This is a genomic window from Achromobacter sp. ACM04 (assembly GCF_014851465.1).
Classification (GTDB): Bacteria; Pseudomonadota; Gammaproteobacteria; order Burkholderiales; family Burkholderiaceae_B; genus Achromobacter; species Achromobacter aegrifaciens.
The window spans coordinates 1,716,830-1,740,623 of the sequence record NZ_JACUZS010000001.1 but is presented as its reverse complement, the minus strand read 5'-3'; the positions used below and the strand labels follow the sequence as shown (position 1 = coordinate 1,740,623).

19 protein-coding genes are annotated in these 23,794 nt (G+C 67.5%); 11 read left to right on the top strand and 8 right to left on the bottom strand.

Annotated elements, in window-relative coordinates; all coding sequences use genetic code 11:
- Nucleotides 1–29: 29 nt before the first annotated feature.
- The 4 genes from IB259_RS08085 to IB259_RS08070 are packed head-to-tail and all read left to right on the top strand — an operon-like array spanning nucleotide 30 to nucleotide 3,106.
- Complete coding sequence (locus IB259_RS08085; protein ID WP_054456483.1) at nucleotides 30–785, top strand: amino acid ABC transporter permease; 756 nt, start codon at nucleotides 30–32, stop codon at nucleotides 783–785.
- Nucleotides 782–1,465 carry an amino acid ABC transporter permease gene (locus IB259_RS08080; protein WP_192328492.1) on the top strand — a complete coding sequence of 228 codons (684 nt, stop codon included), beginning with the start codon at nucleotides 782–784 and terminating at the stop codon, nucleotides 1,463–1,465. The genes IB259_RS08085 and IB259_RS08080 overlap by 4 nt, the downstream gene beginning before the upstream one ends.
- 27 nt (nucleotides 1,466–1,492) lie before the next feature.
- Nucleotides 1,493–2,221 (top strand): amino acid ABC transporter ATP-binding protein, encoded by a 729-nt coding sequence (locus IB259_RS08075; RefSeq protein ID WP_192328490.1) that lies wholly within the window; start codon nucleotides 1,493–1,495, stop codon nucleotides 2,219–2,221.
- 24 nt (nucleotides 2,222–2,245) lie between these two features.
- A complete protein-coding gene (locus IB259_RS08070; protein WP_192328487.1) occupies nucleotides 2,246–3,106 on the top strand; it encodes a D-amino acid aminotransferase in 861 nt (286 codons plus the stop codon).
- A 219-nt stretch (nucleotides 3,107–3,325) separates the two neighbouring features.
- Here the strand turns inward: IB259_RS08070 and IB259_RS08065 are convergent, their stop codons facing one another.
- Nucleotides 3,326–4,174: a class I SAM-dependent methyltransferase gene (locus tag IB259_RS08065; protein ID WP_054456233.1), complete on the bottom strand. Its 849-nt coding sequence runs from the start codon at nucleotides 4,172–4,174 to the stop codon at nucleotides 3,326–3,328.
- Between the two features lie 125 nt (nucleotides 4,175–4,299).
- Between IB259_RS08065 and IB259_RS08060 the strand changes: the two genes are divergently transcribed.
- Complete coding sequence (locus tag IB259_RS08060; protein WP_192328484.1) at nucleotides 4,300–6,351, top strand: transcriptional regulator; 2,052 nt, start codon at nucleotides 4,300–4,302, stop codon at nucleotides 6,349–6,351.
- Between the two features lie 17 nt (nucleotides 6,352–6,368).
- On the opposite strand, the gene nirD is transcribed toward IB259_RS08060, so the two are convergent.
- The 3 genes from nirD to IB259_RS08045 all read right to left on the bottom strand — a co-directional run bounded on the left by nirD (nucleotide 6,369) and on the right by IB259_RS08045 (nucleotide 10,474).
- Nucleotides 6,369–6,719 (bottom strand): nitrite reductase small subunit NirD, encoded by a 351-nt coding sequence (gene nirD / locus IB259_RS08055; protein WP_192328481.1) that lies wholly within the window; start codon nucleotides 6,717–6,719, stop codon nucleotides 6,369–6,371.
- Nucleotides 6,719–9,268 (bottom strand): nitrite reductase large subunit NirB, encoded by a 2,550-nt coding sequence (gene nirB, locus IB259_RS08050; protein WP_192328478.1) that lies wholly within the window; start codon nucleotides 9,266–9,268, stop codon nucleotides 6,719–6,721. The genes nirD and nirB overlap by 1 nt, the downstream gene beginning before the upstream one ends.
- Nucleotides 9,269–9,586: 318 nt before the next feature.
- Entirely contained in the window at nucleotides 9,587–10,474 is an 888-nt protein-coding gene (locus IB259_RS08045; protein ID WP_192328475.1) for a LysR family transcriptional regulator, read from the bottom strand.
- 204 nt (nucleotides 10,475–10,678) lie between these two features.
- On the opposite strand from IB259_RS08045, the gene IB259_RS08040 reads away from it, so the two are divergent.
- On the top strand, nucleotides 10,679–12,283 hold the full coding sequence (locus tag IB259_RS08040) for a GMC family oxidoreductase (RefSeq protein ID WP_175213664.1): 1,605 nt from the start codon (nucleotides 10,679–10,681) through the stop codon (nucleotides 12,281–12,283).
- A gap of 71 nt (nucleotides 12,284–12,354) precedes the next feature.
- Here the strand turns inward: IB259_RS08040 and cfa are convergent, their stop codons facing one another.
- Nucleotides 12,355–13,536, bottom strand: coding sequence for a cyclopropane fatty acyl phospholipid synthase (cfa, locus tag IB259_RS08035; RefSeq protein ID WP_119451265.1), 1,182 nt, complete (start codon nucleotides 13,534–13,536; stop codon nucleotides 12,355–12,357).
- Between the two features lie 292 nt (nucleotides 13,537–13,828).
- Here cfa and IB259_RS08030 point away from each other — a divergent pair, with 292 nt between their 5' ends.
- The 3 genes from IB259_RS08030 to greB all read left to right on the top strand — a co-directional run bounded on the left by IB259_RS08030 (nucleotide 13,829) and on the right by greB (nucleotide 16,298).
- On the top strand, nucleotides 13,829–14,764 hold the full coding sequence (locus IB259_RS08030; RefSeq protein ID WP_192328910.1) for an alpha/beta fold hydrolase: 936 nt from the start codon (nucleotides 13,829–13,831) through the stop codon (nucleotides 14,762–14,764).
- Nucleotides 14,765–14,829: 65 nt separating this feature from the next.
- Nucleotides 14,830–15,675 carry a 3',5'-nucleoside bisphosphate phosphatase gene (locus IB259_RS08025; protein ID WP_054456240.1) on the top strand — a complete coding sequence of 282 codons (846 nt, stop codon included), beginning with the start codon at nucleotides 14,830–14,832 and terminating at the stop codon, nucleotides 15,673–15,675.
- A gap of 71 nt (nucleotides 15,676–15,746) precedes the next feature.
- A complete protein-coding gene (gene greB, locus IB259_RS08020) occupies nucleotides 15,747–16,298 on the top strand; it encodes a transcription elongation factor GreB (RefSeq protein ID WP_119451267.1) in 552 nt (183 codons plus the stop codon).
- Between the two features lie 118 nt (nucleotides 16,299–16,416).
- On the opposite strand, the gene IB259_RS08015 is transcribed toward greB, so the two are convergent.
- From IB259_RS08015 to IB259_RS08005, 3 genes are all read right to left on the bottom strand, one after another.
- On the bottom strand, nucleotides 16,417–17,445 hold the full coding sequence (locus IB259_RS08015; RefSeq protein ID WP_119451268.1) for a DctP family TRAP transporter solute-binding subunit: 1,029 nt from the start codon (nucleotides 17,443–17,445) through the stop codon (nucleotides 16,417–16,419).
- Nucleotides 17,446–17,539: 94 nt separating this feature from the next.
- A complete protein-coding gene (locus IB259_RS08010; protein WP_054456243.1) occupies nucleotides 17,540–18,838 on the bottom strand; it encodes a TRAP transporter large permease in 1,299 nt (432 codons plus the stop codon).
- Complete coding sequence (locus tag IB259_RS08005) at nucleotides 18,835–19,383, bottom strand: TRAP transporter small permease (RefSeq protein ID WP_054456244.1); 549 nt, start codon at nucleotides 19,381–19,383, stop codon at nucleotides 18,835–18,837. Before IB259_RS08005 ends, IB259_RS08010 begins: the two co-directional genes overlap by 4 nt.
- 117 nt (nucleotides 19,384–19,500) lie before the next feature.
- Between IB259_RS08005 and IB259_RS08000 the strand changes: the two genes are divergently transcribed.
- Together IB259_RS08000 and purL are read left to right on the top strand one after the other, a co-directional pair.
- The gene (locus IB259_RS08000) at nucleotides 19,501–19,665 is read left to right on the top strand and encodes a hypothetical protein (protein ID WP_192328472.1); all 165 of its coding nucleotides are present in this window, start codon (nucleotides 19,501–19,503) and stop codon (nucleotides 19,663–19,665) included.
- 75 nt (nucleotides 19,666–19,740) lie between these two features.
- A complete protein-coding gene (gene purL, locus IB259_RS07995) occupies nucleotides 19,741–23,790 on the top strand; it encodes a phosphoribosylformylglycinamidine synthase (RefSeq protein ID WP_192328469.1) in 4,050 nt (1,349 codons plus the stop codon).
- Nucleotides 23,791–23,794 lie beyond the last annotated feature (4 nt).

The following is a 23,794-nucleotide window of genomic DNA, read 5'->3' as shown; positions in this document are numbered from 1 at the left end:
CCGCGCTCGGCCTGATCATCGAGAAAAGCATGGCATATCAATGGAATTGGGGCGTGCTGCTGGCCCCGTCGCCCGATGGCGGGCAAACCTATCTGCAAACCCTGCTGGACGGGTTGAGCGTGACGGTCAAGACCGCGGCGCTGGCGTGGCTGATCGCGCTGGCGCTGGGCCTGGCGGTTGGCGTGGCGCGCACGCTGCCTTACCGCGGGGTGCGCGCGGCGGGGGCCGTCTATGTGGAAGTGTTCCGGAACATCCCGCTGATCGTGCAGATGTTCCTGTGGTACTTCGTCTTGCCGGAGCTGCTGCCTGCCGCGGCCGGAGACTGGATCAAGCAGTTGCCCGACGCGTCCTTCTACACGGCGGCGCTGGCCATCGGCATGTACATGTCGGCGCGCATCGGCGAACAGCTGCGCGCCGGGATCGAGGCCCTGCCCAAAGGGCAGCGCAACGCGGGCCTGGCGCTGGGACTGACCTTGCCCCAGCTGTACTGGCACGTGCTGTTGCCGAATGCGCTGCGCACGGTCCTGCCCACCATGACTTCGGATTGCCTGAACACCATCAAGAACACTTCGGTGGCGCTGACCATCGGGCTGGCGGAACTGACCGCCCAGGCCCATGCGATGCAGGAGTTTTCGTTCCAGGTGTTCGAGGCGTTCCTGACCGCGACCATGGCGTATCTGGCGCTCAACCTGATTGTGATCGTGGTGATGCGGGCGCTCGAATACAAGTTGCGCATTCCGGGGCGCGCAGTCGGCGGGCGTGCGGCGAAAGGGGGCAGGGCATGACGGATTTCGACCTGCAAGCCATCGTCGATGCGCTGCCGTACCTGATCCTGTCGGGCCTGCGCTTTACCCTGCTGCTGACCTTCACGTCGACCGTGGGCGGCCTGCTGCTGGGCACCTTGCTGGCGATTGCGCGGCTGTACGGCGGCCGTCTGCTGGCCTGGCCCGCCACGGTGTATGTGAACCTGTTCCGCTCGCTGCCGCTGGTGCTGGTGATCTTCCTGATCTATTTCATCCTGCCTTACGCATTGCAGGCGGCTACGGGGGCTGAGCGGCCCATCGCGCTGGGCGCCATGGGGTCGGCCTTCATTACCTTCATCCTGTTCGAGGCCGCGTATTTCTCCGAGATCATCCGGGCAGGCGTGGGCAGCGTGGGGCACGGCCAGTATGCGGCGGGCAGCGCCCTGGGCCTTACCCACGGACAGGTGCTGCGCAAGGTGATCCTGCCGCAGGCGTTCCGCAACATGCTGCCGGTGCTGCTGACGCAGGTGATCGTCATCTTCCAGGAAACGGCGCTGGTCTATGTCCTGTCGCTCACGGATTTCCTTGGGGCCGCGACCAAGATCGCGCAGCGCGACAACCGCCTGGTGGAGATGTACATGCTGGTGGCGCTGGTGTTTTTCGTGATCTCGTTCACCGCTTCGCGCGGCGTGCGGGCGCTGCGCGCCCGGATCGGGGCCTGAAGCTGTTTCCATGAGGAGTCTACATACATGATCGAGATCGAACAGGTCGGCAAGCGCTACGGCGATCTGCCGGTGCTCAAGCAATGTTCGCTGCGCGTGCGGCGCGGCGAGGTCGTGGTGGTCTGCGGGCCGTCCGGGTCGGGCAAGTCCACGCTGATCAAATGCGTGAACCGGCTGGAACCCTTCGATGCGGGCCGCATCGTGGTCGACGGCACCGACGTCGGCGCGCCCGGCACGGACCTGCCCAAGCTGCGCGCCCGCGTCGGCATGGTGTTCCAGCATTTCGAGCTGTTCCCGCATCTGACGGTGCTGGAGAACGTCTGCCTGGGGCTGGTCAGCGTGCTGGGCCGCAGCCGCGCGCAGGCTTTGGAGAAGGCGGCCGCGCTATTGGAGCGCGTCGGCGTGGCGGCGCATGGCGGCAAGCATCCGGGACAGCTTTCGGGCGGCCAGCAGCAGCGGGTCGCGATTGCGCGGGCGCTGGCCATGGACCCGGTGGTGATGCTGTTCGACGAGCCGACTTCGGCGCTGGATCCGGAAATGATCGGCGAAGTGCTGGACGTGATGACGGGGCTGGCGCGCGACGGCATGACCATGATGGTCGTCACGCACGAAATGGGATTCGCGCGCCGCGTCGCCGACCGCGTCGTGTTCATGGAGTCCGGAGAGATCGTCGACGACGCCAGCGCCGAGGCGTTCTTCGGCAACGCCGCGTCGGCGCGCTCGCGCGCCTTCCTGTCCCGCATCATCAGCCACTGATTTCCCTTACCCACAAGAACTTCCATGTCCTCCATTTTCCATATCAACGGCAGTCTTGTTCCGGCCGAGCAGGCCGTCATCCCGGCGCTGGACCGGGGCTTTCTTTTTGGCGACGGCGTCTATGAGGTGATCGCGGTGATCGACGGCCTGCTGCTGGAGTTCGAGCGGCACGCCGCCCGCCTGGCGCGCAGCCTGGCCGAAGTCGGCATCCGCAATCCGCTGCCACGCGACACGCTGCTGGCGCGTTGCCGCGAACTGGTGCTGCGCAACGGCTTGCGCGAAGGGTCCGTCTATGTGCAGGTGACGCGCGGCGCGGACAGCAAGCGCGACTTCGCTTTTCCCGCCGACGTCGAGCCCACCGTGATGATGTACGTCAGCCAGAAGTCCTTGCGCGTGAATCCGCTGGCGGAATCTGGCGTGCGGGTGGCAAGCGTGCCGGACATGCGCTGGCAGCGGCGCGACATCAAGAGCGTGTCGCTGATCGCCCAGGTGCTGGCCAAGCAGGCCGCGCAGGGCGCGGGCGCGTTCGAGGCGTTGATGGTCGATGCCGACGGCGTGGTGACGGAAGGCTCGTCGTCGAGCGCGCTGCTGGTGGATGCGCAAGGACGGATCGTGGTGCGGCCCTTGTCGCGCGAGATACTGCCGGGCTGCACGCGCGCCGCGGTGCTGGCGTTGGCCGCCAAGCGCGGGGTGGCGGTGGAAGAACGCAAGTTCACGCTGGACGAATGCCGGCGGGCGACGGAGCTGGTGTTGACGTCGGCATTGCACTTCGTGCTGCCGGTCATCGAGCTGGACGGCCAGCCCATCGGCACGGGCCGGCCCGGACCCGTGTGCCGCGAGCTGCGGCAGCTGTACATGGAGTACGCGCTGGCCTCGGCGCTATAGCGGCGCGCGAGCCATGGCGGGCGTATGATTCCGCATAAGGGCTCGCACCCCGTCCGGCAATGGCCGGCACGCCATTGCCTACCTCATCGTATGGTTGCTCTACATCGGCCGCCCGGGCCATTCCGCGGGCGGCCGTGAAGGCGTTGCGCCATGGATCGCTTCCCGTCCGCTGTCCGCGTGGATGGCCCGGACCGGCCCAAGCCAGGCATCAAGGTCCGGTCACCGGCGCGTCACCACGATCTCCAGGTATTCGCTGGGTACGACCATCGTGCCATCGCCAGAGCGGTTATACCGGTCTATTTGCACCATGAGGTCGCTGGTCAGCGTGGCTTGCGCCGCCGGGTCCAATGCGCCGAACGCCTTGAGCAGGGGGCCGTAGTAGGTCTTGAAGACCTGCAGCCAGTGTTCCGGGGAGCGGTAGCGGAACACGAAGTGGCGGGGCTCGGCCTGGATCGACGAGGCATGCGGACCGAACATTTCGTCGATGCGCGCCCGGGTGCCCCACAGCGCCGGCGACTTGACCCCGGCGGGCGGCGGCAGATGCTTGCCGATGGTCTTGAAGACCTGGCCGATGAAACCGTCAGGCGTCCAGTTGGCCAGGCCGATCTTGCCGCCAGCGCGGCAGACGCGGACCATTTCGGCGGCCGCCTGGTCCTGGTCGGGGGTGAACATCACCCCGAAGGTCGAGACGACCGCGTCGAATCCGCCATCCGGGAACGGCAGGGCCTCGGCGTCGGCTTCCTGGAATTCGATCTTCAAGTGCTCGGCGGCGGCGCGTTCGCGGCCGCGTCCCAGCAGCGCGGGCACATAGTCGGTCGAAACGACATCGCACCAGCGGCGGGCGGCGGCCAGCGAGGCATTGCCGTTGCCGGCGGCGACATCAAGCACCTTCTGTCCGGCGCGGACGTCCAGCGATTCGCACAGCTGTTCTCCTACGATCTGCAGCGTGGTGCCGACTACGGCATAGTCCCCGGAAGCCCAGGTGCCCTGCTGGCGTGTCTTCAAGGCGGCCAGGTCGGGCTGCGCGGAATCGCGCACGGGGCTGGTGGCGAGAGAGGAAATGGACATGGTCTGTCTCCGTTAAGGCTCTGTGTATGCGGCAGTGCGCGATGCGGGCCTGCCGGGGAACCGCAACCGGCGCCGCGCGGGTTTGCGTGTGCCGTGCTTCCCGGAATCCAAGTTAAGAGCGGGCCATGGAGGCGGGCGTGGTAGCCGGCGTGGAATCGGCCGAGGGTTCGGCCGGCCCCGCGCAGCCGTCCGGTTCCGTCCCCGGCGGCGAGGTCCGGTTGCGCCTGCTCGGACCCATGGCGATCAGCCGGGCGGGCACGGCCCTGGCGCTGCCGCCGTCGCGCAAGCTGCGCGCGCTCATTGCCTATCTGGCGTTGGCCCCGCATCCCGTGCAACGCGCGCATCTGTGCGAACTGCTGTGGGACGTTCCGAACGATCCGCGCGGCGAGCTGCGCTGGTGTCTCAGCAAGGCCAGGACTCTGCTGGACGAGCCCGGCCGGCGCAGGGTGGAGACCGTGCAGGACACGGTGAGGCTGGACCTCGTCGACTGCCACGTCGACGCCATCGAAATCGGCAGCGCGATGCAGCAGGGCATCGCCCAGCTGGACTGCGGGCGGCTGCAAGCGCTGGCCGCGCTGTTTTCGGGCGATTTCATCGAGGGGCTGGAGATCGACCGCAACCCCTTTTTCAACAACTGGCTGACCGCGCAGCGCCGGCGTTTGAGGGCCTGCCATGCCGCGGTCCTGGAACATCTGGCGGCCAGCCTTCCGGCAGGGTCGGGCGATACCTTCGCCTGCCTGGACAAGTGGCTGCAGCTCGCGCCCTTCGACCGGCGTGCGCATGAGCTGCTGCTGGGCTTGCTGGCGCGGCGCGGTCAATGGCGCGAAGGCGAGGAGCATCTGGCCGCGGCGGTCCGCGCCTTCGAGGCGGACGGGCTGGACTGGCGGCCCTTGCGCGATACGTGGCGGAATCTGAGGGGGCGGGCAAGCGAGACGCTGCGGCTCGAGGCGGCGCCAGGAGCGGCGTCAGAGGCGGCGTCCGCGGAGCGCGCGGGCCGCGCGTCGATCGCGGTGATGCCCTTCGTGGACCGCTCGGCGCAGGCCGGCGTGCGCGGCGGGCTGGCCGATGGCCTGGCCTATGACATCATCACCCGGCTGGCCAAGCTGCGCAGCCTGTTCGTCATAGCGCAAGGCACGGTGTTCGCGCTGGACCAGCGCAACGTGGGACCCGACGAGGCCGGCCGCACGCTCAATGTGGACTATGTCGTGAGCGGGTGGCTGCAGCGTCGGCAAGACCGCATCGCCGTAGCCGTTGAACTCATAGAAGCCCGGACCGCGCGCATCGTGTGGGCGGACGTCTACGACCGGCAGCTGGACGATGCCCTGTTGGCCCTGGACGAAATCGGCAACCGGATCGTGGCCGCCATCGACATCGAAATCGAGGCCGCCGAGCGCAACCGGGCCATTCTGAAGCCGCCGAACTCCCTGGACGCCTGGCAGGCCCATCACCGCGGCCTGTGGCATATGTACCGCTTCAACCGCGCCGACAACGAGCAGGCGCGGCACTTTTTCGAGATGGCCTTGAGGCTCGATCCGACGTTCTCGCGGGCCTACGCGGGCTTGTCATTCACCCATTGGCAGGACGCGTTCCAGCGTTGGGGCGAGCAGGCGCCGGCCATCGACATGGCGTTCGAAGCCGCCGGCCAGGGCCTGATCGCCGATGACCGCGACCCGGCGGCGCATTGGGCCATGGGCCGGGCGCTATGGCTGCGCGGCAGCCAGGATCAATCGCTGGCCGAGTTGACGCGCGCCGTGGATTTGAGCCCGAATTTCGCCCTGGCGCACTACACCCTGGGCTTCGTCCATTGCCAGTCGGGCGACGCCGAGGCCGCGATAGGCTCGTCCGACCATTCTCGCGACCTGAGCCCGTACGACCCGCTGCTGTTCGGCATGCTGGCCGTGCGCGCATTGGCGTTGGTACGCCTGGGCCGGTTCGAGGAAGCCGCCGGCTGGGCGCTGAAGGCGGCGGCCCGCCCCAACGCCCATGTGCACATCCTGGCGATCGCGGCCTGCTGCCTGGCGATAGCCGGCAAGGACGATGAGACCGCCGGCCTGCTGGCCGCGATCCGCAAGACGCATCCCTCATACTGCGTGGACGACTTCCTGGCGGCCTTCCGCCTGGCCGGAGATGCCGAGGCGCTGTTCAGGACGGGCGCCCGGCGCATCGGGCTGGGCTGAGCCGGCGGCGTTGCGTTTCAGGCGATCTCCACCGCATCGCCGTTCAAGCGCGCCCGCCAGGTCCGCAGCCGTTGCTCCGGGTACTGCACGCACGCGCCGTCGGCGAGCCGGAAGTGTTGCTTGTAGAGCGGCGAGGCCACGACGAGTTCGCCGCCTACGTGGCCGACGATGCCGCGGCCGATGACGTTGGCGCCGGACTTGGGGTCGCGGTTATCGATCGCATAAACGCCGTCGCCCGCGGCTTGCGGCACGTAGAACAAGGCGATCTGCGCGCCATCCACCAGCGCCACCACGCCGGAATTTGACACCAGATCCTGGCGCCGGCATACCGGTCGCCAGTCTTGGGGTTCGTGGATCAGGGCGTCCATCAGGCAATCTCCTCGGTAATGGCGATGACGCGCGCGGGAGCGGGTCGGGGCTGGCCGCGTTCCTGCACGAACCGGATGCCGGGGTCGGCGCTGGCGTCATTGACGAAGGTGCGGAAGCGCTTGAGCTTTTCCGGATCGTTCAGCGCGTTGGCCCATTCGCATTCGTAGCGGTCGACCACCAGCTGCATCTGCGCTTCCAGCTCCGCGCACAGGCCCAGGCTGTCCTCCAGCACCACCTGCTTCAGGTAGTCCAGGCCGCCCTCCAGCGATTCGCGCCAGACCGAGGTGCGCTGCAGCTTGTCGGCGGTGCGGATGTAGAACATCAAGAGGCGGTCTATGGTGCGGATGAGGGCGGCGTCGTCCAGGTCGGTGGCGAACAGCTCCGCGTGCCGCGGGCGCATGCCGCCGTTGCCGCAGACGTAAAGGTTCCAGCCGTTTTCGGTGGCGATGACGCCGATGTCCTTGCTTTGCGCCTCGGCGCATTCGCGGGTGCAGCCGGATACTGCGAACTTCAGCTTGTGCGGCGAGCGCAGGCCCTTGTAGCGGTGTTCGATGTCCAGCGCCATCTTGACGCTGTCCTGCACGCCATAGCGGCACCAGGTGCTGCCCACGCAGGACTTCACCGTGCGGGTGGACTTGCCGTAGGCATGGCCGGTCTCGAACCCGGCGGCGATCAGTTCCGCCCAGATTTCCGGCAGCTCGTGCAGTTGCGCGCCGAACAGGTCGATGCGCTGGCCGCCGGTGATCTTGGTGTACAGCTGGTACTTCTTGGCGACCGCGCCGATGGCGATCAGGCCGTCGGGCGTGATCTCGCCCGCGGGTATGCGCGGCACCACCGAATAGGTGCCGTTCTTCTGCATGTTGGCCATGAAGGTGTCGTTGGTGTCCTGCAGCGGCACCAGATGGGGATCCTGGATCGGGCGGTTCCAGCACGAGGCCAGGATGGAGCCCACCGCGGGTTTGCAGATGTCGCAACCCTGCTGGCCGCGCCCGTGGCTGGCCAGGAGCTCGTCGAAGGATTCGATGCCGTTGACGCGCACGATGGCGTACAGCTCCTGGCGCGTGTGGGGAAAGTGTTCGCACAGGCTCTTGTCCACGGCCACGCCGCGGCTGGCCAGTTCGTGTTCGACCACCTGCTTGAGCAGGCTGGCGCAGCCGCCGCAGCCGGAAGCCGCCTTGGTGCAGCCCTTGACCGCGGCCAGGTCGGCACAGCCGCCGTCGATCGCGGCGCAGACCGCGCCCTTGCTCACGTTATGGCAGGAACAGATGGTGGCGGCGGCGGGCAGCGCATCCACGCCCAGGAGCGGCGCACCCTGGCCCTGCGGCAGGATCAGGCTGGCCGGGTCCGCGGGCGGCGCGATGCCGTTCTGCACGTATTGCAGCAGCGTGTCGTAGTAGCTGTTGTCGCCCACCAGCACCGCGCCCAGCACGCGCTTGCCGTCGGCGGACACCACCAGGCGGCGGTAGCCGGCGCCGGCTTCGTCGATGTAGCGGTAGCTGCGCGCGCCGGGTGTGGCGCCGTGGGCGTCGCCGATCGAGCCCACGTCCACGCCCAGCAGCTTGAGCTTGGTGGACATGTCGGCGCCGCTGAATGCCTGCAGGCCGTTGCCGCACAGCGCCGCCGCCACCGTGCGCGCCATCTGGTAGCCGGGCGCCACCAGCCCGAACACGCTGCCGTTCCAGGCCGCGCATTCGCCGATGGCGTAGATGTGCTCATCGCTGCTGCGGCACTGATCGTCGATGGCCACGCCGCCGCGCTCGGCCAGCGTCAGCCCGGCCTTGCGCGCCAGCGTCACCTGCGGCCGGATGCCGGCCGAAAACACGATCAGGTCGGTTTCCAGCGGCGCGCCTTCGGCAAAGCGCATGCGGTAGCGGTACTGCGTGCCGGGCTTGATGTCCTGGGTGGCGCGCGACAGGTGCACGCCCACGCCCAGCGCCTCGATGCGCGCCTTGAGCGCCGCGCCGCCTTGCTCGTCCAGTTGCACCGGCATCAGGCGCGGCGCGAATTCGACCACGTGCGCCTCCAGCTTCAGCGACTTCAGCGCATGGGCGGCTTCCAGCCCCAGCAGGCCGCCGCCCACCACCACGCCGCGGCGCGCGCCGTGCGCAGCCGCGCGGATCAGGTCCAGGTCGTCGAGCGTGCGGTACACCAGGCGCGATGCGCCTTCCGCGCCCGTGATCGGCGGCACGAAGGGGTAGGAGCCCGTCGCAAGTATCAGTTTGTCGTAGGCGCCGCGGCCGCGCGCGGTCACGATCTCGCGCCGGCGGCGGTCGATCTCCAGCACCGGCGTGCCCAGGTGCAGGGTCACGCCTTCCTGTTGATACAGCGCCGCGTCGCCCAGCGCCATCGATTCGGCGTCGCGTCCGTTCAGGTATTCGGACAGGTGCACGCGGTCGTAGGCGCGGCGGCTTTCTTCGCCGTAGACGTGGATGCGGTAGCGCGCAAGCGCGCCGCCGGCGATGAGTTGTTCGACGCAATGGTGGCCCACCATGCCGTTGCCGATGACGACGAGGGTCTGCAGAGAATCGGATGAGGCCGCTACTTTCATGGGATGTCCCCGTGGGCTTGGGTATTCGGGTTTCAGAAAACGCAAAGGCGCCCTGGACCTTGCGGTCGGGGCGCCATTGCCGTTACTGCTCTAGTTGTCTCGCCGGCCTTGCGGCCCGCGTATGAATCATCAAGCAAAGTCCATGCCAGGGATGCCGGCGGTCAGCGGCGCGAGTGGGCGCGCCGGGCGCTTCATAGGGAAAGCGGCCCCAGGATCGCTTTTGCGGCCGCGTCGCGCGTCGCACCGCCCCGGTCGGCGTGCATCAAGGCGGTGCATATTCCTGTGCGGCGCCGCACCCGTTTGGCGCAGCGCAGCGGTCTAGGCAAACGCCGCCTGGACGGCGGCGAAGGCAGCGGCGACCAGGGGATCGCTGCGGCGGGAGGCCTGGGTGATGAAGGCGAGTTCGGCCTGGATCGCCAGGCCCTTGACCAGCACCAGCCCGCTGGCCTGGGATTCGCGCAGCGCGACGGAGTCGCGCGCCAGCGACAGGCCCACGCCCGAGCGCACCAGGTCCAGCATCGACGCTTCCTGGTCCACTTCGGCCACGGCGTTGGGCGCGACGCCCAGCGCGTCGAACTTGTCCGACAGCAGCCGGTGGTGCACCGAATCCGGCGGCGTCCAGATCCAGGGCAGGGCGGCGATCGCGGCCCAGTCGCGGCCGGCCACCTGCGCGCCCCAGCCCTTGGGAGCCACGACGAAATAGGCGAAGGAGGCGAGCGGCATTGCTTCAAGCCCGGCGGGCGCCGCGTCACATCCTTGCGGGCCGAGGGAAAAACCCACGTCCAGTTCGCCCGCGCGTACCTGTTTCGCCACCGATCCGGACATGCCGTGGCGCAGGGTGGGGCGGATCTTGGGATAGTGCTCCACCAGGTATTGCAGCGTGGCGCCCAGGCGCAGGAATTCCGCATCGAGGATGGTGCCAATGCGCAGATCGCCCTGGACGGTGTCGCGCAGGGCGCCCAGGGCGCGCTGGAAGTCGTCCAGCGCGTCCAGGATGCGCTGCGCCGAAGGCAGCAGCGCGCGGCCGTCGGCGTTGGGCGCCAAGCCTTGGGCGGTGCGCGAGAACAAGGTCAGGTCCAGCGATTCCTGGAAGTTCTTCAACTGCAGGCTGAGCGCGGGCTGGGTCAGGTGCAGATGCTCGGCCGCGCGCGTCAGGTTGCCCTCACGGGCCACGGCGGCAAAAGTGCGGATGTGCTTCAGGTCCATGGGGCGATTCCCGGAGTAGGCGGCGAGCAAAAGGGGCTGAGCATTATTTAAGTTGCTTATAAACCGTTTTTCAACAATTCATTGGACAGTTCCACTCGGCTGCGCGAGAGTCACGGTAGATGCCCGGCGCGCAAGGTCGCCAGAGCCGGGTCGGCTCACCCAGTCCGCAGGCGTACCGCCCCGGCAAGAAGATAAGAAGAGCTTATGGAGACATACGACTACATCATCGTTGGCGCGGGCTCGGCCGGCTGCGTGCTGGCCAACCGCCTGAGCCGCGACCCTGCCGTGCAGGTGCTGCTGCTGGAAGCCGGTGGCCGCGACAACTACCACTGGATCCATATCCCCGTGGGCTACCTGCATTGCATCGGCAATCCCAGGACGGACTGGATGTACCGCACCGCGGCGGAAGCCGGTCTGGGCGGCCGTTCCCTGATCTACCCGCGCGGCCGCGTGCTGGGCGGCAGTTCATCGATCAACGGCATGATCTACATGCGCGGCCAGCGCCAGGACTACGAGGACTGGGCCGAACTGTCCGGCGACCCCGCCTGGGGCTGGGACCAGGTGCTGCCGGTGTTCAAGCGCAGCGAGGACTATCACCGCGGCGCGGACGAATTCCATGGCGCAGGCGGCGAATGGCGCGTGGAATCGCAGCGCCTGCGCTGGGACATCCTGGAAGCCTTTGCCGGCGCGGCCGAGCAGGAGGGCATTCCGCGCGTGCAGGATTTCAACCGCGGCGACAATTTCGGCTGCGGCTATTTCGAAGTGAACCAGCGCGGCGGCTGGCGCTGGAATACCGCCAAGGCATTCCTGCGGCCGGTGCAAAAGCGTCCGAACCTGCGCGTGATGACGGGCGCCCATGCCGAGCAACTGGTGTTCGAGGGCAAGCGCTGCGTCGGCGTGCAGCTGCGCCGCAACGGCCAGAGCGCTACCGTACGCGCGCGCCGCGAGGTGGTGCTGGCGGCTGGCGCGGTCAACACGCCGCACCTGCTGGAACTCTCCGGCGTGGGCGAGCCCGCACGCCTGCGCGAAAGCGGCATCGCCTTGCAGCACGCCTTGCCGGGCGTGGGCGAGAACCTGCAGGATCATCTGCAACTGCGCGTCATCATCCAGGTGCAGGGCGTGAAGACGCTGAACCGCATCGCCTCCACCTGGTTGGGCAAGGCCGGCATCGGCCTGGAGTACCTGCTCAAGCGCAGCGGCCCGATGAGCATGGCGCCGTCGCAGTTGGGCGCGTTTGCCAAGTCGGATCCGAACCAAGCGCGCGCCAACGTGGAATTCCACGTGCAGCCGCTGTCGCTGGGCGCGTTTGGCGAACCGCTGCATGGCTTTGACGCCTTCACCGCCAGCGTGTGCAATCTGCGGCCGACCTCGCGCGGCAGCGTGCATGCGCAGGGGCCGCAGGGCGCGCCGGCCATCACGCCCAGGTATCTGAGCACCGAGGAAGACCTGCGCGTGGCGGCGGACTCGATCCGCCTGGTGCGGCGGATCGCGGCGGCGCCGGCCTTGCAGCGTTACCAGCCGCAGGAGTGGCTGCCGGGACCTGCGTTTCAGACGGACACCGAGTTGCGGGAAGCGGCCGGCAAGATCGGCACCACCATCTTCCATCCGGTAGGGACCTGCGCGATGGGACGCGATGCGGACGGCGGGGCGGTGGTGGACGCGAGGCTGCGCGTCCATGGCCTGGAGGGCCTGCGTGTGGCCGACGCCTCGGTGATGCCTTTGATCACGTCGGGCAACACCAATTCGCCGACCATCATGATCGCGGAGCGGGCCGCCGACATGATCCGCGAGGACGCTGCAGGGCGCTGAATCTACCGTGGGCGCGGCAGAAAAGAAAGCCGCCCTTAAAGGGCGGCTTTCTGGCGATGGCGTCACCGCGTTCAGCGCAGCGAACGGTACATTTCCTGGCGTTGCGGGTGGGTCAGCATCACTTGCCAGAGCTGGCCCTCGCGCGAGCGGAAAAAGCCCGCGCAGCACATCAGGTAGTACTTCCACATGCGGTAGAAGCGGTTGCCGTAGCGCGATTCCAGTCCGGGCCAGGCGCGTTCGAAGTTGTCCCACCACGCCATCAGGGTACGGTCGTAATCGGCGCCGAAGTTGTGCCAGTCTTCAATGATGAAGCGGCCTTCCACGGCGGCGGCGATCTCGCGCGCGGACGGCAGCTTGCCGTTGGGGAACACGTAGCGGTCGATCCAGGGATCGGTGCTCTGGCTGGTGGAGGCGATGCCGATGGTGTGCAGCAGGAACACGCCGTCCGGCGCCATCAGGCGCTGCACGTTGCTGAAGTAGGTGTCGTAGTTCTTGGGGCCGACATGCTCGAACATGCCCACCGACACCACCTTGTCGAAACTACCCTGCAGGTCGCGGTAATCCTGCAGCAGCAGTTGCACGGGCAGGCCCTGGACCCTTTCCTGCGCCAGGGCCAGTTGCTCCTTGGACACGGTCACGCCGGTGACCTTGACGCCATAGCGTTCGGCGGCAAAGCGCGCCAGTCCGCCCCAGCCGCAGCCGATGTCCAGCAGCGTCTCGCCTTCGCGCAGCTGCAGCTTGCGGCAGATCATCTCCAGCTTGGCCAGTTGCGCTTCTTCCAGCGTCTGGGCGTTTTCCCAGTAGGCGCAGGAGTAGATCATGCGGCTGTCCAGCATGGCCTCGAACACGTCATTGCCCGCGTCGTAATGCTGTTCGCCGACCTCGAACGCGCGGTTCTTGGACTGCAGGTTGAACAGCTTGTGGCGCAGGTGCTCGGCGATCAGCTTGACGCGCGCCAGGCCCAGCGCCGCCGACCCCATGTCGGCGCGCAGCAGGCGGGTGAACAGTTCGTCGAGCTGGTCGCAGTCCCATTCGCCGTCCATGTAGGATTCGCCCAGGCCCAGCGACCAGCTGGCGAAGACGCGCTCGTACATATGCTTGTCATGAACCTGTATGTCCCAGGGGCGGTTGCCGTTGATGCGGACATCGGCGCGGGCCAGGACGTCCTGGAGCACTTTGGGAGGTTCGGGGGGAGGGGAACTGGCGGATTGATGGCCGGCGGCCAACGGCGAGGAAGGACTGCTCTGCTGCATACGGACTCCATATCAATTTTGGGATGACTGATCTGGCAATGCTTGAAACTTCCGAGTCTGATCCTAACAGGTCCGCAACTCCAATTTAATGATTGGATCGCCTCGATAGGCAAAGGCACCCCGCGGTGCGTGGAGGTGGGGGCGGCGATCCGGATGCAAGGATCGTAGCGACGACCGGGCCGATAGTCCAGAACCCCACCGCCGGGTGTTGCGGCGGCGCAGCCTGCCGTCCTATAAGATACCGGCCTGGCGCGCCTTCGCCATGGCGCGCAACGACTCGTGGAGTGTATCGATGGTGGACGCCAGCCTGGAACCCCGTTTGGATTTCGTCACATGCGCCAGCCCGGCGGGCCTGCACCGCATGGCCTACTGGGAATGGGGCGACCCGGGCAACGACCAGGTGCTGGTCTGCGTACATGGCCTGACCCGCAGCGGGCGGGACTTCGATACGCTGGCGCGGCGGCTGGCGGGGCGCTATCGCGTGGTCTGCCCGGACGTGGTGGGACGCGGCCGTTCCGACTGGCTGGCCAATCCCGCGTTTTACACGGTGCCGCAGTACGTCTCGGACATGGTGACCCTGCTGGCGCGCCTGAAGCCGGCGCGGCTGGCCTGGGTGGGTACGTCCATGGGGGGGCTCATCGGCCTGGCGTTGTCGGGCGCGGCGGTGTTCGCGCGCGCCATGCTGGCCATGCGCTCGCACGCGGGCATGCTGCCGCCCGAGCAAGGCTTCCACCTGGACAAACTGGTGCTCAACGACGTCGGGCCTCGTCTTGAGACGGGCGCCCTGGCGCGCATCGGCCAGTATGTGGGCGAGCCGGGCGAGTTCGCGAGCTTCGAAGATGCCGTGGCCACCATGCGCGCCAACTCCGTCACGTTCGGCCCGCATACCGACGCGCAGTGGGCGGACCTGGCGCGCTATCTGTATCCCCAGCAGGGCGACAAATGGGTCAAGCATTACGACCTGGCGCTGTCGCAGGCCCTGGCCGCGCAGACTCCCGAGGAACTGGCGGCCGGCGAACAGATCCTGTGGCGTTCGTATGATTCCCTGCCGTGTCCCGTGCTGATCGTGCGCGGCGCGGAATCCGACTTGCTGACGCGCGCCACGGTCGAGGAAATGCTCAAGCGCAATCCGCGGGCGCAGGCCCATGAAGTGGCCGGCGTGGGCCATGCGCCCACCTTGATCTCGGACGAGCAGGTGGATCCGGTCGCGTCCTTTCTGCTGTCCTGACCGCGCCGTAAACAAGGGACGGCTCGGCGCTATCCACGCTGCCGGGCCTTCTCTACAATAGCTGGATGAACGCGCGCACATTGAATATCGACCTGCACTGCCATTCCACCGTCTCGGACGGCGCCCTCGCGCCGCGCGACGTGGCGCAGCGCGCGCATGCCAACGGCGTGGACGTCTGGGCCCTGACCGACCACGACGAAATCGGCGGCCTGGCCGAAGCGGCCCGCGCGGCGCGCGAGCTGGACATGGACTTCGCCACCGGCGTCGAGATCTCCGTGACCTGGGCGGGCGTCACCGTGCACATCGTGGGCCTGCGCTTCGACCCCGAGAACGCCGCGCTGGCCGAAGGCCTGCGCAAGACCCGCTCCGGCCGCGCCGAACGCGCCAAGCGCATCGGCGAACGCCTGGCGGAAATGGGCATGCCCGGCGCCTACGAAGGCGCGCTGCCGTTCGCAGGCAACCCCGAACTCATCAGCCGCACGCACTTCGCGCGCTATCTGGTCGAAGCCGGCTATTGCCCCGACGTGCAGACCGTGTTCACCAGGCACCTGGGCGACGACCGCCCGGGCCACGTACCCATGCAGTGGGCCACGCTGGCGGAAGCCGTGGGCTGGATCCGCGGCGCGGGCGGCATCGCCGTCATCGCGCATCCCGGCCGCTACAAGTACACGCCGCTACAGTTCGCCGCGCTGTTCGACGAATTCCTGCAGCTGGGCGGCCTCGGCATCGAGGTCAACACCGGCAGCCATACCCCGGAAGAGGCCCGCTATTATGCGGATGTGGCGCGCCGCTATGGATTCCTGGCGTCGCGCGGTTCGGACTTCCATAGTCCGAAGGAAAGCCGGGTGGACCTGGGCCGCTTGCCGGCGCTGCCGCCCGACCTCAAACCGGTCTGGCACGACTGGTTCTGACGCAGGCGGCGGCCATGTCGCCAGCCCTTGCACACAATCGACTGTAATCGCGCCCGACCGGCGCAACCGCCATGAACAAAGCCTTTGTCAAAGAGTCGGACAACGAGGACGACGACGATCTGCCGCAAGCCCAGGCGCTGCCTGCCGGCACCAAGAACTACATGACGCCCGGCGGCTACGAGCGCCTGCGCAGCGAGCTCACGCATCTGATGAACGTGGAGCGCCCCTCTGTCGTGCAGGTGGTGTCGTGGGCCGCGTCCAATGGCGACCGTTCCGAGAACGGCGACTATCTGTACGGCAAGAAGCGCCTGCGCGAGATCGACCGCCGCATGCGCTTCTTGACCAAACGGCTGGATATCGCCGAAGTGGTCGATCCGGCTGCGCAACCCAACCGCGACCAGGTGTTCTTCGGCGCCACGGTGCTGTATTCGGACAAGGCCGGCGAGGAACACAACGTGACCATCGTGGGCGTCGACGAGGCCGAGCCGCTGGCGGGCAAGATCAGCTGGATCTCGCCGGTGGCGCGCGCGCTGATCAAGGCCAAGGAGGGCGACACCGTGGTGCTGCGCACGCCCGGCGGTATCGAAGAGCTGGACATCCTGGAAGTCAGCTATCCCGCATGAAAGAAAACGGGCGCCAGCTTGTGGCTGGCGCCCGTTGGTGGGCGGGATCTGACGTCCCTGCCTCGGTTGGCGGCTTGCGCCGCCGTTCCCCTGGGGCTTGCTGCTTGTTCTGGCGGGCTTACTTCTTGCGGCTGGCGATCGACTTTTCAGCCAGGTTCACCAGGTCTTCGCCGATCTGCTTCTTCCACTTGTCATAGACCGGCTTGGTCACCTTGACGAAGGCCTCGTGGTCCGCCTGCGACAGCGAGGTCACGGTCACGCCGTGGCCGGCGATTTCCTTCAGCAGCGACGGGTCTTCAGGCGTCACGCCCTTGCGCGCGATCACGATCTGCTGCTTGCCGGCGTCCAGCGCGGCCTGGCGCACGATGTCGCGGTCCTTCTCGGACCAGGAATTCCACACCTCGCGGTTGACCACGAAGATCAGCGGGTCGGCCACGTAGTTCCACAGCGTCAGGTACTTCTGGCCGACGGTGTAGAGCTTGGAACCGGTGTAGATCGACAGGGGATTTTCCTGGCCGTCCACTGCGCCGCTGGCCAGCGCCGGCTGGGCATCGGCCCAGCTCATCTGCGTGGGGTTGGCGCCCAGCGCGGTGAAGGTGTCGATGTACAGCGGCGAGCCCACCACGCGCAGCTTCAGGCCCTTCATGTCTTCGGGCTTCTTGATCTCGTGCTTGGAATTGCTGAGCTGGCGATAGCCGTTTTCACCCCAGGCCAGCGGCACCACGCCGGCTTTCTCGATGAGCTTGAACATCTCCTTGCCCACGTCGCCCTGCACCAGCGCATCGATGGCGGCATAGTCGGGCATCAGGAAGGGCAGGGAGAACAGGTTCAACTGCTTGACCTGCGGCGACCAGTTGATGGTGGAGCCCACGGCCATGTCGATCACGCCCTGGCGGATGGCGGTGAACTCGCGCGTCTGGTCGCCCTGGACCAGCGACGTGCCGGGATAGACCTTGATGTTGATGCGGCCCTGGGTGCGCTCGCGCACCAGGTTGGACCAGATCTCGGCGCCCTGGCCCCAGGGGAAGGTGGTGCCGACCACGATGGAGAGCTTGTACTCGGACTTGTAGTTCTGCGCGTGCGCGGGCGCCATGCCGACGACGGCAGCCGCGCACAGGGCTGCTCCGATCAGGTTGCGGAATTTCATGTTGCGTCTCCTCTCTTTGCGTGTCTGTTGTTGTAATGAATACCGGTACCGCCGGCCTTGGGGGCGCCCCTTGAGGTCGCCCCGTTCGGCCCTTTCAATAACCCAGCTTCTTGGGCAGCCACAGCGCCAGCTGCGGGAACACCAGCACCGCGACCAGCACCAGGAACATCGCGCCCAGCAGCCACACCACCCAGCGCACCGTGGACTCCATCGGCACGCGCGCGATGCGGCACGACACCATCAGGTTCACGGCCAGCGGCGGGGTGAACTGGCCCAGGGCGACCTTCAAGGTCAGGATCACGCCGAACCACACCGGATCCCAGCCATAGGCGTTGGCGATGGGCATGAGCAGCGGCACGAAGATCAGGAAGATGGAAATGCCGTCCAGGAACATGCCCACCGTCATCAGCAGCAGGATCAGCAGCGCCAGCACGCCCCATTCGCCCAGGCCGGAGTTGACGATGGCGTGGGTGATGGGATCGATCACGCTCAGCGTGGACAGGGCCCAGGCGAAGATGCCGGCCAGCGTCACCACCAGCATGATGACGGCGGAAAGCTCGGCGGCTTCGCGCAGGATGGTGTACAGGTCGCGCAGCTTGATGGTGCGGTGGATGAACATGCCCACGAACAGGCCGTAGAACACTGCGACCACGGCCGCTTCGGTGGGCGTGAACCAGCCCATGCGCATGCCGCCCAGGATCAGGACGGGTGCGGCCAGGCCCCATGAGGCTTCGCGCAGGCTGGCCCAGAAGGGCGGGCGGGGCAAGTGGGCTTCGAGCGCGCCCATCTTGTGCTTGCGCGCCAGCCACACCGCCGGAACGATAAGGGCGATGCCGGCCAGGATGCCGGGGATCATGCCGGCGGCGAACAGCGCCGGCACCGAGGCGCCGGGCACCAGCACCGAGTAGATGATGAAGGCCACCGAGGGCGGGATCAGGATGTCCGTGGCGGCGCCGGCCGCGACCACGGCGGCCGAGAACGAGCCCGGATAGCCGGCGCGCGACATGGCGGTGATCATCACCGCGCCCACCGCTGCGGCACAGGCCGGGCCGGAGCCGGAGATGCCGCCCAGGAACATGGCCACCGCGATCGACACCAGCGGCAGCATGCCCGGGCCGCGGCCGACGATCGCAATGGCGAAATCCACCAGCCGCTTGGCCACGCCGGAGCGGTCGAAGATCGAGCCCACCAGCACGAACATGGGGATGGCCAGCAGCGGATACTTGGCCAGGCCGGCGTAGAAGTTCTGCGGCACGGTCAGCAGGCCATACCAGGGCGTGTCGAGGTTGGACAGCACGATGGCCACGGTCCCGCCCAGGCCCAGGGCCACGCCGACCGGCACGCCGATCAGCATCAGGACGATGAAGACGATGAAGAGGATGGCGGCGATCATTGCTGATCCTGCCCGGCGGCGCGTCCGCTCTTGGCGATGCGGCGCAGCGTGCCGATGGTGCGCAGCGAGATCGCCGCGGCCATCACGGGCAGCCAGATCGAATACCACCAGGTAGGCACGCCGATGGCGGGCGAGGTTTCTTCGTAGATATATTCGTCGGCAACCAGCTTCACCGACAGCACGGTCAGCAGCAGGAAGAAGGCCAGCACGCAGCCGTTGGAGATCAGCGCCATGATGCGCTGGCGGCGCGGGGAGCCGGAGTCCGCCAGGATCTCGATACGTATGTGGTGGTTGCGCACGAAGGCGACGCTGCCGCCCGCCATGGTCAGCACGATCAGCAGGAACACCGAGATTTCTTCCGTCCAGGCGAAGGACTGGTCGGTGAAATAGCGCACCAGCACGTTCAGGAAGGTGATGATGGCCAGGGTCGCCAGCAGGATCACGGCCAGCCAGTCCTCGATGGCCAGCGGTACTTTGACTGCGGGATCTGCTTCTGCGGGAATGATCGGTTCGACAGGCTCGGCGGGGGCTTCGGGGCGGGACATGTGAGGCAGCGGCCGGCGCGCGGGTAGGCGCCATGCGTTAATGGGGGTCGCTGCATCCTACCGTCGCGCCGTGGGGCCGGAAGTTCGTGTTTTCCCGCGGTGCGGGATGAGCGCAACATGTTGCAACGCAATATAAAACCGCAGGCAGGGCGCCGGGCGGTATTGGGAAAGATTCGCAGCGGCGCGGAGTTGGCGCGGATGCTGCTTTGCACCATTCCGGTGCACGGGCTTCGGAATTCTTTTGTAACAATGGCCGAAACAGGGGCGTTCGGGATCGATTGAACAACGGCTCCGGGAAAACCCCCTAAACAGGTAAAATCTCTTTTTGCTCTCCTCTCTTTATACGGCGCCCGCATCGTGTCCCTAGTTCAGCATCTGCCTGGTTCCTCCGTCCTGTCCTCCTTCCGTCGCGATCGCCTCCTGGCGCAATTGAAGGAAGCCGGCTTGCCGGTGGCCGACATATCCGCCCGCTACGAGCACTTCGTCAGCACCGACGCGGCCCTGACGGCCGAACAGCAGCAACATCTGACCCAATTGCTGGACTACGGCACTCCCGCCACCGGCGACGCGCCGGCCAAGAGCCTGTCCCTGCTGGTGATTCCGCGCCTGGGCACGATTTCGCCCTGGGCCAGCAAGGCCACCGACATCGCCCACAACTGTGGCCTGGCGTCGGTGCACCGCATCGAACGCGGCGTGCGCTACGTGATCACTCCCGAGCGCGGCCTGCTGGGTACCAAGTCCTTCGACGACGCCATGCTGGCGCGCGCGGCCGACTGCCTGCACGACCGCATGACGGAAACCGTGGTGGACGCCAGCTTCGACGGCCAGGCGCTGTTCCAGCCGCTGGCCGGCAAGCCCATGCGCACGGTCGACGTGCAGGCGCGCGGCGCCGAAGCCCTGGCCGAGGCGAACATCTCGCTGGGCCTGGCGCTGTCGGACGACGAAATCGAATACCTGGCCAAGTCCTTCACCGACCTGGGCCGCGATCCGACCGACGTGGAACTGATGATGTTCGCGCAGGCCAACAGCGAACACTGCCGCCACAAGATCTTCAACGCCCAGTGGGTGATCGACGGCCAGGAACAGCCCAACACGCTGTTCGGCATGATCCGCGCCACCCACAAGGCGCAGCCCGAAGGCACCGTGGTCGCCTATTCGGACAACGCCGCCATCATGGAAGGCGGCCCCGCCCAGCGCTTCCAGGCAGGCGTGCCGGGCGTGACCGGCGAGGGCGTCGAAGGCGCCAGGTACATCCGCCGCGACACCACCGTGCACACGCTGATGAAGGTGGAAACCCACAACCACCCGACCGCGATCGCGCCGTTCCCCGGCGCCTCGACGGGCGCGGGCGGCGAGATCCGCGACGAAGGCGCGACCGGCCGCGGCTCCAAGCCCAAGGCCGGCCTGACCGGCTTCACCGTGTCGCACCTGCGCTTTGACGACGCGCTGCAACCCTGGGAAGCCGACCATCATGGCCTGCCCGAGCGCATCGCCTCGCCGCTGTCCATCATGATCGACGGCCCTATCGGCGGCGCGGCGTTCAACAACGAATTCGGCCGTCCCAACCTGCTGGGCTATTTCCGTTCGTTCGAGCAGACCGCCGGCGGCACGCGCTGGGGCTACCACAAGCCCATCATGATCGCGGGCGGCCTGGGCAGCATCGACGCCGGCCTGACGCACAAGGACGTGATTCCTCCGGGCGCGCTGCTGATCCAGCTGGGCGGTCCGGGCTTCCGCATCGGCATGGGCGGCGGCGCCGCCTCCAGCATCAGCATGGGCAGCAACTCGGCCGAGCTGGACTTCGATTCCGTCCAGCGCGGCAACCCTGAACTCGAGCGCCGCGCCCAGGAGGTCATCGACCGCTGCTGGCAGCAGGCCGAGAACAACCCCATCATTGCGATCCACGACGTGGGCGCGGGCGGCCTGTCCAACGCCTTCCCGGAACTCGTCAACGACGCCGGCCGCGGCGCCATCTTCGACCTGAAGCGCGTGCCGCTGGAAGAATCGGGCCTGTCGCCCGCCGAAATCTGGAGCAACGAATCGCAGGAACGCTACGTCCTGTCGATCCTGCCCAAGGACCTGGAACGCTTTGACGCCATCGCCCGCCGCGAACGCTGCCCCTACGCGGTGGTGGGCGTGGCCACCGAGGAGCGCCAACTGCGCGTGGTGGACGGCGAGGGACTGCCTGGCCTGGACTCGATCCGTCCGCAGGGCGAAGCCGAAGTGCGTCCGGTGGACGTGCCGATCGACGTCATCCTGGGCAAGCCGCCGCGCATGACCCGCGACGTCACGCGCCTGCCCGGCGTGTCCGCGCCGCTGGACCTGGCCGGCATCGACCTGACCGAAGCCGCCTACCGCGTGCTGCGCCACCCCACGGTGGCCAACAAATCCTTCCTCATCACCATCGGCGACCGCACCGTGGGCGGGCTGTCCAGCCGCGATCAGATGGTCGGTCCCTGGCAGGTGCCGGTGGCCGATTGCGCCGTGACCCTGGCGGACTATGAAGGCTTCCGCGGCGAAGCCATGTCCATGGGCGAACGCACCCCGATCGCCATGCTGGACGCGCCGGCCTCCGGCCGCATGGCCGTGGCCGAGGCCCTGACCAACCTGGCCGCCGCCGACGTGGCGCGCCTGGAAGACATCAAGCTGTCGGCCAACTGGATGGCCGCCTGCGGCGTTGCCGGCCAGGACGCCGCGTTGTACGACACCGTGTCGGCCGTCAGCGAACTTTGCCAGGCCACCGGCCTGTCGATCCCGGTGGGCAAGGATTCCCTGTCCATGAAGACGTCCTGGGAACAGGACGGCGAACAGCGCCAGGTGGTGGCGCCAGTGTCGCTGATCGTTACGGCATTCGCGCCCGTGGCCGACGTGCGCGCCAGCCTGACCCCGCAGCTGCGCACCGACGCTGGCGACAGCGTGCTGATCCTGATCGACCTGGGCCGCGGCCGCCATCGCATGGGCGGCTCGATCCTGGCGCAGGCCTATAACCAGGTCGGCGAAACCGTGCCGGACATCGACGCGCCGCAAGACCTGCGCGCCTTCTTCGTCACCATCCGCACCCTGGCCGAGGCCGGCACCATCCTGGCCTACCACGACCGTTCCGACGGCGGCCTGTTCGCGACCCTGACCGAAATGGCCTTCGCCGGCCGCACCGGCATCTCGGTCAACCTGGACATGCTGACCTTCGATCCGCAATCGGCGGATTGGGGCGACTACAAGATCCGCCCCGAGCAGGTGGCGGTGCAGCGCGAGGAACTGACGCTCAAGGCGCTGTTCTCCGAAGAAGCCGGCGCCGTCATCCAGGTGCCGGCCGCCCAGCGCGACGCCGTCATGCAGGTGCTGCGCGGCGCGGGCCTGTCGGCGCACTCGCATGTCATCGGCGGCCTGAACGGCGCCGACGAAGTCGAGTTCTACCGCGACGGCAAGAAGGTCTGGGGCCAGCCGCGCGCCGAACTCGGCCGCGCCTGGAGCGAAGTGTCCTACCGCATCATGTCGCGCCGCGACAACCCGGCCTGCGCCCAGGCCGAACTCGACGTCTGGAACGACGCCACGGACCCGGGCATGAGCCCCAACGTGGACTTCGATCCCCAGGAAGACGTGGCCGCGCCCTTCATCAACACCGGCAAGCGTCCGCGCGTGGCGATCCTGCGCGAGCAGGGCTGCAACAGCCAGGTGGAAATGGGCTGGGCCTTCGACACCGCCGGCTTTGAAGCCGTCGACGTGCACATGACCGACCTGTTGTCCGGCCGCGTGGATCTTGCTCAGGTGCAAGGCCTGGTGGCCGTGGGCGGCTTCAGCTACGGCGACGTGCTGGGTGCCGGCGAAGGCTGGGCACGCACCATCCGCTTCAACAGCAAGCTGTCGGACCAGTTCGCCGCCTACTTCGCGCGTCCCGACACCTTCGCGCTGGGCGTTTGCAACGGCTGCCAGATGATGGCTGCGCTGGCGCCGATGATCCCGGGCGCAGAGTTCTGGCCGCGTTTCACGCGCAACCTGTCGGAAAAGTACGAAGCCCGCCTGGCGATGGTCGAAGTGGCCAAGTCGCCGTCGATCTTCTTCGCCGGCATGGAAGGCGCGCGCATTCCGGTGGCCGTGGCGCACGGCGAAGGCTATGCGGACTTCTCGCAGCAGGGCGACGCCAGCCGCCTGCTGGCCGCCGCACGCTACATCGACAACCGCGGCCAGGCCACCGAAGCCTACCCGTTCAACCCGAACGGCAGCCCGGGCGGCCTGACCTCGGTCACCACCGCCGACGGCCGCTTCACGGTCATGATGCCGCACCCGGAACGCGTGACGCGCAACGTCATGATGTCGTGGGCGCCCGAGAAATGGGGCAAGGCGGACAAGGGCGGCGCGTTCAGCCCCTGGATGCGCATCTTCCGCAACGCGCGCGTCTGGCTGAAGTAAGCCA